We start from the raw sequence: 13,323 nt of genomic DNA on the forward strand, positions 1-13,323 counted from the left end.
ACCGTCGTGCGGGCCACCCGCGCCGCTCGCTCGATACACGACGGCTGTCCGCGCCGGGCGCAGGCGGCCGTCGTGTGGCAGGACGTCGATCACTTCGGCGTACGCGGGGCCGTTCCGGCCGGCAGTGAGGCGCGTGTCCGGGTCCCGTCGCAGCGGGCCCGCCCGGGCGCGGAAGTCGGGGGCGAGGGGGAGGGCGGGGGTGGATACGTGGAACTGCCCGCTGTTCGGAACACTGAGGCCGACCGTCGATCGGAGGTGACCGGAAAGCACAGGTTCCCTTCGAGGTCGTAGATCTCCCCGTCCACTCGTTCCAGGGCGGCGTCCTCCACCGACATGTCAGCCCTGCCCTCGTTCGAATGGGTTCCCGTGAGCGGAAAACCGCGACCGTGCGCGGTACCGCAGCCGCGCGAAAGGGACGGATCCGTCTCGGGGACGTGGCGGGCCGACCTCAGCTCGCCGCCGGTGACCCGTGAAACGTTGCGGGTATTCGGCACCGCGGCCCTGGTTGATTGCTCATGGATCTCCGTGAGCAATTCACCAAGAATCCGAATTCCGCCTCCCCTCCGGAGGTACGGCGCCTCCCGCCGGGAGCCTTGCGGATCTCGTCCGGAAGCCCCGCGGATCTAGCCCCGCGGATCTCATCCGACAGCCCTGGGGTCCCGTCCGACAACCCCGCGCATCCCATCCGCCCGGTGCCCGCCTGATCGCTCAGGCCGGCACCCGCCCAGGCCGCCACCCGCTCAGGCCGCCGCCCCCGCTCAGGCCGCCACCCCGGACCCCGCACGGACGACGACCCGCACCCCGCCTCCTCCCAGCACCGCGACGGCCGCCGGGTGGGTGCCCCGGACCGTCAGGTCCGTCAGGTCCGTCAGGCTCGCCTCCGGCCGTCTGCCGAGCTGCTCCGGCCAGGTGAGGACCGCCGGAGCGGCGTCCGGGGCGGACACCTCCAGCCCGCGCAACGGCACGCCCAGACCGACGCCGAGCGCCTTGAGTACGGCCTCCTTGCGGGTCCAGGTGCGCAGGAAGGCGGAACGGCGTCCGGCGGGCGGACGGGCGTACAGGGACCTCAGTTCCGCGTCACCGAGCGCTGTGCGCGCCGCCGCGTCCACGTCGAGCGGGATGCCGTCGTCCTCCACGTCGAGTCCCACGGCCGCGGTTCGGCAGACGGCGACCCCGACCACGTCCCCGCTGTGGGTCACGGAGAAGTCGACGTCCGGGTACGGCACCCCCTCCGGCACCGTCAGCCGCACCTTGCCGTGCGGCCCGCCGCAGCGCGGGCACACCCGGCGCAGGGGCACGTCGGCGGGAGGCAGGTCGAGCAGCTCGCCCAGGGCGAGGCGGCTGAGCGCGCATCCGACCAGGAAGCGCGCCCTGTCGGCCGGCCGGGCCGTGGCCTCGTAGCGGGCGCGCTCCACGGTGTCGAGCAGGCCGAGGAGGCCCGGCCGGGCGTCACCCGGGGCCGCCCACCGCACCAGTACCTCGTGCTCCGTCACCGTCCCTCGCTCCGCTCCGCTCCGCCGATCGGCCGACGTTCTAGACTCCTGTTCGCCGCGTACGGCAACGACCCGCACCCGCCCGCCCGTCCCACGACGACGACAGGAAAGCGACCGGATGCGTCTGCACACACAGGAGTGGGGAACCGGCGACCGGCTCGCCGTCCTCGTCCATGGCATCATGGCCGACCACCGCACCTGGCACGAGCTGACACCGGTGCTCACGGACCGGGGCTATCGCGTTCTCGCCGTGGATCTGCGCGGCCACGGCGCGAGCGCGCGCGGGGCGTACGCGCCCGCGCTTTTCGCCGAGGACCTCCTGGACACGCTCCCGCGCCGCCCCGAGCTGGCGCTGGGCCATTCGCTGGGCGCACTCGCCCTGGCCCTCGCGGTGGAGGAGCTGGCTCCGGCCCGCGCGGTCTACTCGGAGCCCGCCTGGCGGATGAGCGGGGCGGAGGGCGGCCTCGACCCGGCGTTCTTCACGCTGTTCAAGCGCTCTCCCGACCTGCTGACGAGCCTCTCCCGCCCACGGGAGGGCGCCGAGCACGGCGAGCGGCTCGCGGTCGAGCGGCAGGCTCTCGAGGCCTGGGACGAGACCACCGCCCTCGCCCTCTCCGCCCACCGCCTCGTCGACCACACCCCGGAGAAGGCCGTCGTCCCCTCGCTGGTCCAGGTCTCGGACCCGAGCACGCTCGTCAGCGCGCAGGCGCGGGCGGAACTCGTCCGGCGGGGCTTCGAGGTCCGTACGGTGCCCGACGCGCCGCACGCGATCCACCGGGACCGGTTCGACGCGTTCGTCGGCTCTCTCGCGGGGTGGCTGTGAAAGCGGAGCGCCGAGGACGCCGCACGCACCGAACGAGGTCGACGCGGGCCGAAGTCGGCGCACCGCACCGTCAGGACGTGAGGTGGGCGCTCAGGAGGTGAGTCGCGTGCTGCTGGATCAGTGCACCGCGCGCAGCATGCGCGTGACGTTGATCTTCGTCGGCGAAAGGCCGACTTCGACGCTCTGCATCATCCGCTCGCCGTTCAGCCGGCCGTAGGCGAGCAGATCGACGTTGGCCAGGCTGAATTCCGGCCAGGTGTGAATGCTCAGATGCGAGGCGGAAAGCAGCAGGATCGCGGTGACGGCACCATTGGGGAAAACGTGCGAGGCCTCACCGAGCACCTGGGCGTTTCCCTTTTCGGCGGCCGTGCGCAGCACCTGGAGGAGGCGCTCCTCGTCCGTCAGGATGCTGTGGTCGCTCACCCACACGTCTACGGCGTAGGAGCACAAATCATCGACGTTTATGCCCTCGGTGGCGAGGCTGGCGGGGTTGGTCATGGGGAATCGGGGGTCGCGTTCCGCTGCCCCCGTCTCCTTTCGCATAGAAGTGCGCTGGTCCGCGCGGCCGAAGGGGAACCGCCGAGGCCGAAAACCGGCGCTCGATCTGGCCCAGCCTAGCATCCGGGCCGCTCTACGGCTCGCGCTCACATACCGTCAAGTGGCGTGAAGCCTTCTCCGCTCACCCCCTTCCCGTAGTCGAGAAACAAATCCCTGAACACTTCGAAAAGAAATCCCGCATTCGCCCCTTCCGCTTTCCGTATTCGCCCCGTCGAGGGCGGGTCCTGTCGATGCCGCGTCAGCCCGTATACTCGATAGAACTGGATTCCATCGCCCCGCCGGAGCAGCTTTGTGAAAAACGCGCCTCGACACCGTCGGAGTACCCCCGCCGATCGAGTGCTCACGGAAGTCGCGGACGCCGTCAGGCTTCAGGAGGGCCCGCCCGGTGTGCGCTCCGTGCTGCGAGCCCTGCGCCGTCTGGCCCCCGCCTCCACCAGGGACATCAGCCGTGCCACCGGCCTGCCCGTCCCGATCGTGGCCGCTCTGGGGAACGAGCTGCGCCGTCGCGACCTGCTCACCGCGGAGCGTCCGTCCCGGCTGACCCAGGCCGGACTGGACGTGGTGGCCGAGCTGGGCATGGACCTCACGCTCGACGCGACCTGCGCCACCTGCGAGGGCCGCGAGCTGGTGATCCCCTCCGTCCTCGACGAGGCCGTACGACGGCTGCGGGCCCTGATGGAGTCCGGTCCCGCCGCCGACATGGCGATCGACCAGTCCCACTGCACGCCCGAGACCAAGGTGCGCCGCGTCCTGGCGCTGCTCGCGGCGGGCGCGCTGCCCGGCGGTTCCCTGCTGCTGATCGGGGACGACGACCTCGTCTCCCTGGCGGTCGCCGTCGTCGGGGACGTCCTCGGCTCCCCGATCGTGGAGCGCGTGACCGTGGTCGACATCTCCCCGGAGATCCTGGCCTACGTCCGGAAGGTGTCCGCGGGCCTCGGTACCCGTGTCGAGACGGTCGAGCACGACCTGCGCCAGCCGCTCCCCGCCGAGCTGCACGACGGCTTCGACGTGGCAATGACCGACCCGCCGTACACGGCGGAGGGCGCCCGGCTGTTCCTGTCGCGCGCCGTGGAGGGCCTGCGCCCCGGCCCCGCCCACAGCGTCTTCTTCTCGTTCGGCGGCAAGAGCCCGGACGAGATGCTCGAGGTGCAGCGCGAGATCATGGCCCTCGGCCTGGTCACCAACGGCTACATCCGCAACTTCAACGAGTACGAGGGCAGCGGCATCCTCGGCGGTGTCGGCTTCTTCCAGCATCTCCTCACCACCACCTCGACCGCCTCCCGGCAGGGCGACTACGAGGGCCCCCTCTACACGGGCGACAAGCGGACCCGGCAGCGCGAGTACCAGTGCGTGGCCTGCGGCAACCGGCTCCGCGTCGGCCCCGGCGCCCGCTGGACGTCCGTCGCCGCCCTGCGCGACGAGGGGTGCCCGCAGTGCGGCAAGGGTCCCTTCCGCCCCGGCCGCCTGGTCGCCGCGGACGAGACCCCGACCACCCTGACGGTCCCGGCGGAGGAGTCCGCCCCCGTCCCGGCCTCCGCCCCGGCAGCCGCACCCCTGGCCACCCCGGTCGCAGCTCCGGCCCCAGCCGCAGCTTCGGCCCCGGCCCCGGCGCTCTCCCAGCAACCCGGCTGGCACCGTCCCACCCCCGAATCGCGCGCCGCCCTCGCCCAGCGGGCGCGGCCCTACCTCACCCGTCAGGCCGACGAGGGCGACCTCCCGGCCATCGGTGAGTTCGAGGCGGAGATCGCCCGCATCTCCTTCGGCGAGGACGCCGTGGACGACCCCGCGCGGCACGCCTCCCGTGTGGGCCGTTCCATGGAGAAGTCCAGGGAGGGCATGATCGTCGCCCATCGTCCGGACGGCGAGACGGTCGGCTGGTGCTGGGTGAGCATCAACCAGAACCAGATGACCGGCGACCGCTACGCCAACTTCCGCTCCCTCGCGGTCGCCCCGCTGGACAACCGCGCCGACGTGGCCGAACTCCTCCTCACCGAGGGCCTGGAGTTCTGCCTGGCGAACGGGATCACCGAGGTCGTCGGCCGCGTCCACGTCGGCAACGTCCCGATGCGGACCGTCTACCGCAAGTTCGGCTTCGACCCCGCCACCCTGACGATGAAGCTGCGCCTCCCGGAGGAGGACCCCCGATGACCGGCGCGACGGGGACACCCGGCTCGACCGGCGACGGCCCCGGCCGGATCGAGGACGCCCCCGGCCGGATCGAGGGCGACCCCAGCCGGGTCAAGGACGCCCCCGGCCGGATCGAGAACGACCCCAGCCGGATCAAGTGCGTCGTCTGGGACCTGGACGGCACCCTGTGGGACGAGATCGCGGTGGAGACCCCCACCGACGAACTGCCCGTCGCCCGGCCCGAGATGCTGGCCGCGATCGACGCGCTGGCGGCCCGCGGCGTGCTCAGCAGCCTCGCGAGCCGCAGCGCGCCCGCGGTCCTCGACCGGATGGACGCCGTGCCCGGGCTGCGGGAGCGCTTCCTGGCCCCGCAGGTGTCCTGGCAGGACAAGAGCGAGTCGCTGCGCCGCATCGCCCAGGACCTCGGGATCGCGGTGGAGGCGCTGGTCCTGGTCGACGACTCCCCGTACGAGCGTGCCGAGGTGGAGGCGCTGCTGCCGGGCGTGCGCACCCTCGACCCCGGCGAAGTCCCCGCCCTGCTGGCGGCGTTCGGGGACCGCGAGGTCACTCCCGAGTCGCGGGAGCGGGTCCACCGGTACCGCACCGAGGCGACCCGCCGGGCCGAGGGCGAACGCTTCCAGGGCACCCGCGAGGAGTTCCTGCGCTGGTGCGACATGCGCCTCACGGTCGGTTCCGCCGTCGCGGACGAGGTCCCGCGGGCCCTGGAACTCGCCGCCCGCACCCACCGTCTGAACTCCTCCGGTCTGACCCCCGACCGCCTGCGCGCGCTCGCCGCCGCCGACGGGCACGGGCTGTACACCGCCCGCATGTCCGACCGTTTCGGCGCGTACGGGATCATCGGCGCCGCCCTCGTCGACCGGACCGCGCCCGGCTCCTGGTCGGTGCCGCTGCTGGCGCTCTCCTGCCGGGTCGCCGGCCGGGGTGCCGCGGCGGCGTTCCTGTTCTGGCTGATGGAGCGGGCGCGGGAGTCGGGCGCGCGGGAGTTCCGGGTGACGCTGCGGCCGACGGACGCCAACCTGGAGATGCGGATCCTGCTCCGCCAGGCGGGGTTGCGCCGTACCGGTGACGACGGCGACATCGACGACGGGGCGGTCCTGGCCCGCTCCCTGGACGGCGACGGCGACCTGCCGGAGCCCCCTTCCTGGCTGCATGTCTCCACCCGAAAGGACGCCGACGCGTGACGGACGCCCCCACCCCCTCCTCCACGGACCGTTCGGCGGTGGAGCGGGAACTCCGCTCGATGATCGCGGAGGCCGCCCGCCTGGACGCGGCCGTGGTCGCCGGGCTGCCCGCCGACACCGACCTGTTCGGCCCGCGGATCGGCCTGACCTCGCTGGCCGGGGTGACGCTGCTGGGTGCGGTCGACGCCCGTTTCGGTGTCGATGTCGCCGCTCTGGACCTCAGTCTGGACAGCCTCCAGTCCATCGCCACCCTGGCCGACTTCGTGACGGCGCACCGGAGCGTCCGCTGAGGCGCACGCCCCCCGGCGCGTGCTCGGCAAGGGTGATCCGGCGGTCCCCGCCGTGACCTGCCCGCGGGGCCGGCGTTGAACGGGGAGTGCGGCGGCGCTTCCTGCTGCCGTGCGAACCGAATCACTAAGGAGAACGTGATGTCTCGCATCGCGAAGGCAGCGGCTGTCGCCGTCGGCGCCGGCGCCATGATGGTCAGCGGAGCCGGCCTGGCCATGGCGGACGCGGGCGCGCAGGGCGCGGCCGTGGGCTCGCCGGGCGTCCTGTCCGGCAACCTCGTCCAGGTCCCGGTCCACGTGCCGATCAACATCTGCGGCAACACCGTGAACATCGTCGGCCTGCTCAACCCGGCCTTCGGCAACACCTGCGCCAACGTCAGCGACCACGGCAAGGGTGGCGACGACAAGGGCGGCGACGACAAGGGCGGCCACCACCACAGCGGCGGCGACGCCGGTGGCTACGGCGGCTGACGTCCGTCTCGCACCATCCAAGGGAGAGCCCCGGCACCTCGAGCGCCGGGGCTCTCCCCTTGTCCCGCACGTCCCTCACGCGTACCGGTAGATCCGCCCCACGTCCTGCATCTGCTCGGGTGTGACGTCCCACGGGGGCATCGTCTGGTGCCGGGCGACGACCCGGCCGTGCTGATCGCTGCCGGGCAGCGGCGGGCGGGCGGGCAGATAGCGGTGCTCGCGGTGGCGCCGCTGCCAGCGGGTCCACAGCAGGTCGACGAAGGCGTGATGCAGCCAGAACACCGGGTCGTTGACGGACGCCCCGCCGACCATGGCGCCGCCCACCCACCGGTGCACCCGGTTGTGGTTGAGCCAGGCGGTGCTGCCCCGGCCGGTCCCCCATCCCTCCAGCTTGTTGCGGAAGCCACGGGTGACCGTCGAGTCCCAGGGAGAGACGTCGTAGACCGGGTCCTTCAGCGCCCGCTCCACGTCGGCCCCGGTCGGCAGTGCGATCGGGTCGCGGGCCCGGCCCAGGTCGCGGGTGAGGAACTCCACGTCGGTGACGCCTTCCGTGATCGTCCAGCCGCCGTTGGCGTAGGCGAACGGCCCCGTGGTGACCTGCCGGTCGGAGCGCCGCCCGTTGCCGCCGAGGAGGTCCGCCGTCCAGGGCGCGGAGGTCGTGGTGCGGTCCCGCGTCCAGTCCCAGTACGGCACCGTCACCGAGGGATCGATCCGGCGCAGCGCGTCCTCCAGCTCCAGCAGGAACCGGCGGTGCCAGGGCAGGAAGGAGGGCGCCATGTGTGCCGTACGCAGGCCGCCCTCGCCGTCGGACTCGTAGTGGTCGATGTGCATGCGCACGAACTCGTCGTACTCGCCCCGGCGTTTCAGCTCCAGCAGGGCCCTGACGAGGCGTCGGCGCTCGGCGACGGTGAGCGTGCTGACGTCCTTACGGATGTAGGCCATGGTGTCCCCCCAGGTGTGTGTGGCGACCGGTGGCGGCGGCCCGCAGCATCTGTCCGGGTCCCAGCTCGTCGACGGCGGCGCGGACCGCGTCCAGCGGGTCGGCGTACGAGCGGTAGTGGTCGACCATGCTGAGCCAGGTGCCGTCGGCGCGGCGCATGAGATGCAGGGGGCGGCCGTCGACGGTGATCTCCCAGCGGCCGGCGCCGGCCGCGCCGGCCGACGGGACGAGCCTGCCGAGCAGACGGCGGCCGAGGTAGATCTCGTCGAAGGCGGCTTCCCGAGGCCCGTCTCGGCGGCGGGCGGGCCGGGAGGCCGCGACGAGCGGGGCGAGTGCGAGGGCCGCGGCGGCGCCGAGCAGTCCGCGCAGCGCGTCCCGCCGCCGTGTTCTGCCTCGTGCCGCGCCCACCGTGCCGGCCGGGACCGGCCTGGCGGCGGGTCCGTCCACGCTGACGACCATGTGTGCTCCTCGTCCGGTTCCGTTGTCCACAGCGGTAACCGTCCGACGGCCCGCGGGGTCACCGTGCGGGCCGGGAAAGGGGCCAGGCCCGGACGGCGGGTCCGGGCCTGAGTCGGGGTGGGTTCGCGGGTTACAGCCCCTGTCCGAGCCCGAGGTCCGCGCCCGGCACCGTCTGCAGGACCGGGGTGAGCACGCCGGCCTGCGGCAGCTGGAGGTCCGGCAGGCCGAACCGGTCGGGGTTGGGGGCCGTGAGCGGGGTGTCCAGGGTCAGGCCGGGGCTGAGGGTGCGCACGTCGGAAGCGGGGGCGTCGAGGCCGACGTGGTTGAACCCGTCGCCGAGGACCTCCGGCAGCGGTGCGCGCAGATCCAGTCCGGGGACCCCGCCGGAGACCGGCAGCTGCGGGACCACCCGGTCCGGGATGAGGCGTCCCTCGACGTATCGGGGACCTTCGGGGGCGCCGGGCGTGGGCAGCGGGATCTCGCCGCCGATCCGGGGCAGTGCCACGTTGAGGGACTTCTCGACGCCGTCCAGCGGGACGGGGACGGGGACCGTGCCGACCGCGGCGGCGGAGGTCGCGGAGGCGGCGCCGGCCGCGGCCGCCACACAGGTGAGCACGGCGGCGAGGGTTCCTCGGGTGGTCGACTTCATCTCGGGTACGGGCCCTTTCGGAGTTCTGGACGAGGCTGTGCCTGCGTACCGGGTAACGAGCCGGAAAACGACATCAGTTCACAAACCCCCTGAATGCCGTATTCGTACGACAGTGGGATCGTCGGGCCGTCCGCAGATCCCACCGGGGGCGAAGGGGCCCGTCCCCGGGGCGGCCCTGGCGCGCGCCGCGGGTGCCCGAGGGGCCCTGGCCCAGGGTCGTGGCCGGGGACCGAGGCCGGGGGCCGGGGGCCGGGGCCGGGGCCGGGGGCCGGGGATCCCGCACGTGCGGTGACCGCACGGGAGCGCATCGGCGGCACGCCGAGTTCCTCCCGGCGCCGGGACGCGGATCGGGGCCCGGACGGCCGTCAGCACGTCCGGACGACGGCCCCCGGCGGACGGCGGCCCCCGACGGCCGACGGTCGCGGGGACTGCCCGCGGGGACTGCGGTCGCGGGGACTGCGGTCAACGCCGTGAGGCACCGTCTAGCCGTCAAGCACCTGTCGGGCCGTCAGGCGTCGTCCAAGCCGTCAGGCACCGTCGGACCGTCAGGCGCCGGCGAGGTCGTCAGGCACGCAGGCTGCGGGCGGGCAGGATGATGTGGGCGGCCGCCTTCAAGGTCTTCTCGTCGCCGGCGAACGCGTTCAGCGCCTCGGGGGCGACCGTCGTACCGGGGGCGTCACCGGTCCAGGGGCGGGTGGTGAAGAGGAAGTAGGCCCACCCGCGCTGGGCCACCGCCTCCAGCCACTCCGGTCGCACCGTGCACTGGGTCTTGAGCCATGGCATGGTCACGACGGCCTGGCCGGCCACGACCAGCAACGTGACGGGCAGACTCGGTTTCTGGGTGCCGTCGGTCGTACCGCCCACGACCAGGCCACTGTCTTCCAGCAGCCTCTCGACCGCGGCGGTCGCGCCCTCGGGGCCGCCGGGACCGTTGCCGAGGGAACAGGCGAGGAGGTAGGGCATCGCGCGGCCGTCCGCGGCCTCGCCGCTCCACGGCATCATGACGAGCGTTCCGAGGTCGGCGACGGGGAAGGGACGGGTTTCGCTGGAGGTTGAGGTCACCGCGCGACCGTAAGGCGTCCCGCGGCCCCACCCGGACGGTTGTCACCCGGTCGGAGGACACCGGGTGCCTGCTCCACACGAACGGGGGACGGGTCCGCCGACCCGCTTCGAACAACGTGTACGGCCGGTCCCGTACCGGAGGGGACCGGCCGTCCGGGAGCCCTGCGGGCGGGACGTCAGCCCTGCAGGGGCAGGCCGCCGAGGAGCGAGTTCGGGGCGTTGAGCGCGGTGGTCGCGTCCTTGACCGTGCTGAGAGGGGAGTTCTCGTTCTCCGTGTCGAGCGCGTCCGACTGGTGCCGCAGCGGCATCACGTCGATGGGGCCCTTGGTGAGCGTGTTGACGGCGCCGTTGAGGCTGGTGGGCGTGAGGTCGGCGGTGTCGTGCGCGAACGCCGGTGCGGCGGCACCCGCGATCACCATGGATCCGGCAACGACAGCGGCAGCCTTCAGGGACTTCATCGGGGACCTTTCTTCGGCGACTCGGCAACGCGGGTCACCAGGAGGGATTCTGACCTGTGCCTAACGAGGTGCGGCGACGGCGGAAACCCTGGACGCGCAAGAAATCCGCACCCCGGCGCGGGCCACCCGAACGCCGAGGTGCGGCAGGACGCGACCGAGCCGTCAGCCGACGGTGACCGGCGCCGGCAGCGTGACCGGCAGCTCGGGGGTCGTCGGCAGAGCGGGCGCCTCGACCGGAAGCTCCGGCGTCGCCGGCAGAGCGGGGGCCTCGACCGGAAGCTCCGGCGTCGCCGGCAGGGCGGGCAGCTCCGGCAGCAGCTCCTCCAGGGACGGCAGGGACAGGCCGTCCAGCAGGGAGGTGACCAGGTCGGTCAGGCCGCTCACCAGGCTCGTGGCCGCCGGCAGGATCTGGCCGACGTCACCGGAGGTGGCCGCCGCGACCAGGGCGTCGACCTGCTTCTGCACGGTGGCGAGCACGTCGTCCACGACATCGGCGGCCCGGGCCGGTGCCCCGGTACCGGCGCCGGCCGGTGTCCCGGTCGGGGTGGCGGCCTCGGTGGCGGCCTTGGTGGCGGTCTCGGTGGCGGCCTCGGTGGCCTTGGTGAGGGCCCTCTCGGCGGCGGTGTCGAGCCGTCTCGCCCGGTCGGCGTCGAGGCGGTCGCCGTCGGACCTGAGCGAGGTGCGGAGCAGGTCGGTGACGGGGGTGAGCGCGGGCTGGAGGTCGTCCAGGCCCCCGGCGCGGGCGAGAAGCGCGTCCGGGACGGTGAGGGGCGCGCTCGGCACCGGGTGGGTGCGCTCGAGCGGTGCTTCGCCGTCGACGGCCAGTGCGGCGGGAGCGGCGATGCCGAGGAGGAGGGTGGCGCAGAGGGCGGGGAGAGCGGTACGCCGAACGGGCAGACCACGCATGGAGGTTCCTTTCGATATGCGTCGGGACGCAGCTCCAGCGTGAAAGCGCCATTCACTCTCCGCAACAGAAGGTCACCGTCCGCGACACCGGGTGGGGGCGCTCCTCCCCTGGTGGGACGCCCGCCGGACCTCGCGGGCCCACCGCGCCCCTCCACCCCCGTTCGGCGCAACGTGAACGGCCGCCCTCCTGGCGGAAGGGCGGCCGTACGACGTCGCACGCGTCGTGACCTCGGTCGAGGTGACGTCAGTCGTTGACGCAGGTGTTGCCGAACGCAGGGTTCAGCAGACCGATCACGTCGACGGTGTTGCCGCAGACGTTGACCGGGATGTGGATCGGAACCTGGACGACGTTGCCCGACAGGACGCCGGGGGAGTTCACGGCGGCGGCGTTGGCGCCACTGTCGGCGGCGGCGATGCCGGAGGCGCCGGCGACGGCCGCGGCGGCAACGGAGGTCAGGACCAGGCCCTTCGCGATACGCGACATGGAGAGGTGCTCCTTGGGGGTTTTGACACATACACCTGGGCGGGGATGCCCGGCGGTGTGTCAACGCGCGAAATCCTCCGGAGTTTTGCCTCCGAACGGGTGACGTGACGGCGTCCGGGCCTCCTCCCCGCCGACACGGATGACCGAATTCTCCTTGTTAATCCGCATTGTGACTAGAGTGGCGGCTCGTTCCCGCACGCCTTCGCCAGCCCACCGCACCTTTCTGAAAGGGCCACGCCGGACATGCGCCACTCCCCGGGTTCGCTGCCGTGCCGCGCGACGGTGGGCGTCCTCGCCCTCGCCCTCGTCCTCGCCGCCCTCTGGGCTCCGGACGGCGCGCTGGCCGCCCCGGCACCGCCCGCCCCGGAGGCCGAACGCCTCGCGTTCGGCCAGCGGTACCACGCGACCCGACACGGCGGCATCGTCCGCGCCGCCAACTCGGCCGTCAGCTGCCGTACGACACCGGCGGCCCCACCAGCGACCGCGACCGCAACCACCACCCGAACGGCCCCCGCCTGCGCGGCCGTCCGCGAGGGACGGGCCGCGGTCAACGGTGAGTTCGACATGGCCTACGTCGACGTGGACCGCGATCCGAACACCTACAACTCCTCCCGGGCCGAGGTCCGCCTCCCCCGGGGCTCCCGGGTGACGTACGCGCGGCTGTACTGGGGCGGCAATCTGCGCGTCGGCGAGCAGAAGCCGCCGAAGGACAACGGGCGGGTGCTGATCGCCGAGCCGGGCGGCGCGTACAAGGCGGTCCTCGCCGACACGGTCGTCGGCCACCGGGCGGCGCGGGGGGCCGACGCCTTCCAGGCCTCCGCGGACGTCACGGAGCTGGTGCGCGAGAGCGGGTCCGGCCTGTACACCGTGGCGCAGGTCAACGTGGCGATGGGCAGGTCGGCGGCCGGCGCGTGGGGCGGCTGGACGCTGGTCGCGGTCTACGAGAACCCGCGCGAGCCCTTGCGGCACCTCGCGCTGTGGGACGGATTCGACTCCCTCGGCTCGGGCGCCGGGCAGGAGATCCGGTTGCGCGGGGTGCGGATCCCGCGCGGTGCGGGTGGCAGGGCCGGGCTGGTCGCCTACGACGGGGACCGCGGCCGTTCGGGTGATTCGTTCATGTTCTCGACCGGCTCGCGGCCCGTCTCGGCGCTCTCCGACCCGGTCAATCCATCTGACGATGTGTTGAACTCCACGATCAGCGAGCCGGGGGCGGCTCCGGCGGCGCGTGTCCCGGCGTACGCCAACACGCTCGGCTACGACTCGGATGTGTTCGATCTGCGAGCGGATTTGCGGCGCGGCGGTGACCAGCTGGCCTTCCGGCTCGTTTCCCAGCGGGACGCGGCGTGGGCCGGCGTGCTCTTCGTCGCCGTCGACACACGGAAGCAGTAGGCGCGTTCCCACCGT

15 protein-coding genes are annotated in these 13,323 nt (G+C 73.1%); 6 read left to right on the plus strand and 9 right to left on the minus strand.

The genetic code is table 11. From position 1 onward, the window contains the following. Positions 1-758: 758 nt before the first annotated feature. Complete coding sequence (locus ACFYO5_RS04685; RefSeq protein WP_388704135.1) at positions 759-1,493, minus strand: 4'-phosphopantetheinyl transferase family protein; 735 nt, start codon at positions 1,491-1,493, stop codon at positions 759-761. A 118-nt stretch (positions 1,494-1,611) separates the two neighbouring features. Here ACFYO5_RS04685 and ACFYO5_RS04690 point away from each other — a divergent pair, with 118 nt between their 5' ends. Then, positions 1,612-2,316 carry an alpha/beta fold hydrolase gene (locus ACFYO5_RS04690; RefSeq protein WP_388704138.1) on the plus strand — a complete coding sequence of 235 codons (705 nt, stop codon included), beginning with the start codon at positions 1,612-1,614 and terminating at the stop codon, positions 2,314-2,316. Positions 2,317-2,433: 117 nt separating this feature from the next. Here ACFYO5_RS04690 and ACFYO5_RS04695 read toward each other — a convergent pair whose 3' ends face one another. Then, positions 2,434-2,814 (minus strand): S-adenosylmethionine decarboxylase, encoded by a 381-nt coding sequence (locus tag ACFYO5_RS04695; protein ID WP_356559828.1) that lies wholly within the window; start codon positions 2,812-2,814, stop codon positions 2,434-2,436. Between the two features lie 396 nt (positions 2,815-3,210). On the opposite strand from ACFYO5_RS04695, the gene ACFYO5_RS04700 reads away from it, so the two are divergent. The 4 genes from ACFYO5_RS04700 to ACFYO5_RS04715 all read left to right on the plus strand — a co-directional run bounded on the left by ACFYO5_RS04700 (position 3,211) and on the right by ACFYO5_RS04715 (position 6,961). Continuing rightward, the gene (locus tag ACFYO5_RS04700; protein WP_388704141.1) at positions 3,211-5,022 is read left to right on the plus strand and encodes a GNAT family N-acetyltransferase; all 1,812 of its coding nucleotides are present in this window, start codon (positions 3,211-3,213) and stop codon (positions 5,020-5,022) included. Then, entirely contained in the window at positions 5,019-6,203 is a 1,185-nt protein-coding gene (locus ACFYO5_RS04705) for an HAD-IIIC family phosphatase (RefSeq protein ID WP_388704146.1), read from the plus strand. The genes ACFYO5_RS04700 and ACFYO5_RS04705 overlap by 4 nt, the downstream gene beginning before the upstream one ends. Then, positions 6,200-6,493, plus strand: a complete 294-nt coding sequence (locus ACFYO5_RS04710; RefSeq protein ID WP_388704148.1) for an acyl carrier protein — start codon at positions 6,200-6,202, stop codon at positions 6,491-6,493. The genes ACFYO5_RS04705 and ACFYO5_RS04710 overlap by 4 nt, the downstream gene beginning before the upstream one ends. Positions 6,494-6,631: 138 nt before the next feature. Continuing rightward, on the plus strand, positions 6,632-6,961 hold the full coding sequence (locus ACFYO5_RS04715; RefSeq protein ID WP_388704151.1) for a chaplin: 330 nt from the start codon (positions 6,632-6,634) through the stop codon (positions 6,959-6,961). A 75-nt stretch (positions 6,962-7,036) separates the two neighbouring features. Here the strand turns inward: ACFYO5_RS04715 and ACFYO5_RS04720 are convergent, their stop codons facing one another. The 7 genes from ACFYO5_RS04720 to chpG form a co-directional block, all read right to left on the minus strand. Continuing rightward, positions 7,037-7,903 carry a tyrosinase family protein gene (locus ACFYO5_RS04720; RefSeq protein ID WP_388704153.1) on the minus strand — a complete coding sequence of 289 codons (867 nt, stop codon included), beginning with the start codon at positions 7,901-7,903 and terminating at the stop codon, positions 7,037-7,039. Then, positions 7,887-8,360, minus strand: a complete 474-nt coding sequence (locus ACFYO5_RS04725; RefSeq protein WP_388704156.1) for a tyrosinase family oxidase copper chaperone — start codon at positions 8,358-8,360, stop codon at positions 7,887-7,889. The genes ACFYO5_RS04720 and ACFYO5_RS04725 overlap by 17 nt, the downstream gene beginning before the upstream one ends. A gap of 130 nt (positions 8,361-8,490) precedes the next feature. Continuing rightward, positions 8,491-9,009 (minus strand): hypothetical protein, encoded by a 519-nt coding sequence (locus ACFYO5_RS04730; protein ID WP_388704158.1) that lies wholly within the window; start codon positions 9,007-9,009, stop codon positions 8,491-8,493. Between the two features lie 564 nt (positions 9,010-9,573). Continuing rightward, on the minus strand, positions 9,574-10,071 hold the full coding sequence (locus ACFYO5_RS04735) for a DUF5949 family protein (protein ID WP_388704161.1): 498 nt from the start codon (positions 10,069-10,071) through the stop codon (positions 9,574-9,576). 176 nt (positions 10,072-10,247) lie between these two features. Beyond that, a complete protein-coding gene (locus tag ACFYO5_RS04740; RefSeq protein ID WP_388704163.1) occupies positions 10,248-10,529 on the minus strand; it encodes a hypothetical protein in 282 nt (93 codons plus the stop codon). A 162-nt stretch (positions 10,530-10,691) separates the two neighbouring features. After that, complete coding sequence (locus tag ACFYO5_RS04745) at positions 10,692-11,435, minus strand: hypothetical protein (RefSeq protein ID WP_388704166.1); 744 nt, start codon at positions 11,433-11,435, stop codon at positions 10,692-10,694. A gap of 244 nt (positions 11,436-11,679) precedes the next feature. Beyond that, positions 11,680-11,919 carry a chaplin ChpG gene (chpG, locus tag ACFYO5_RS04750; RefSeq protein ID WP_356559839.1) on the minus strand — a complete coding sequence of 80 codons (240 nt, stop codon included), beginning with the start codon at positions 11,917-11,919 and terminating at the stop codon, positions 11,680-11,682. Positions 11,920-12,162: 243 nt separating this feature from the next. On the opposite strand from chpG, the gene ACFYO5_RS04755 reads away from it, so the two are divergent. Further along, positions 12,163-13,308 (plus strand): DUF3344 domain-containing protein, encoded by a 1,146-nt coding sequence (locus ACFYO5_RS04755; RefSeq protein WP_388704169.1) that lies wholly within the window; start codon positions 12,163-12,165, stop codon positions 13,306-13,308. Positions 13,309-13,323 lie beyond the last annotated feature (15 nt).

This window comes from Streptomyces sp. NPDC006259, from assembly GCF_042870975.1.
In the GTDB taxonomy this organism is placed as follows: domain Bacteria; phylum Actinomycetota; class Actinomycetes; order Streptomycetales; family Streptomycetaceae; genus Streptomyces.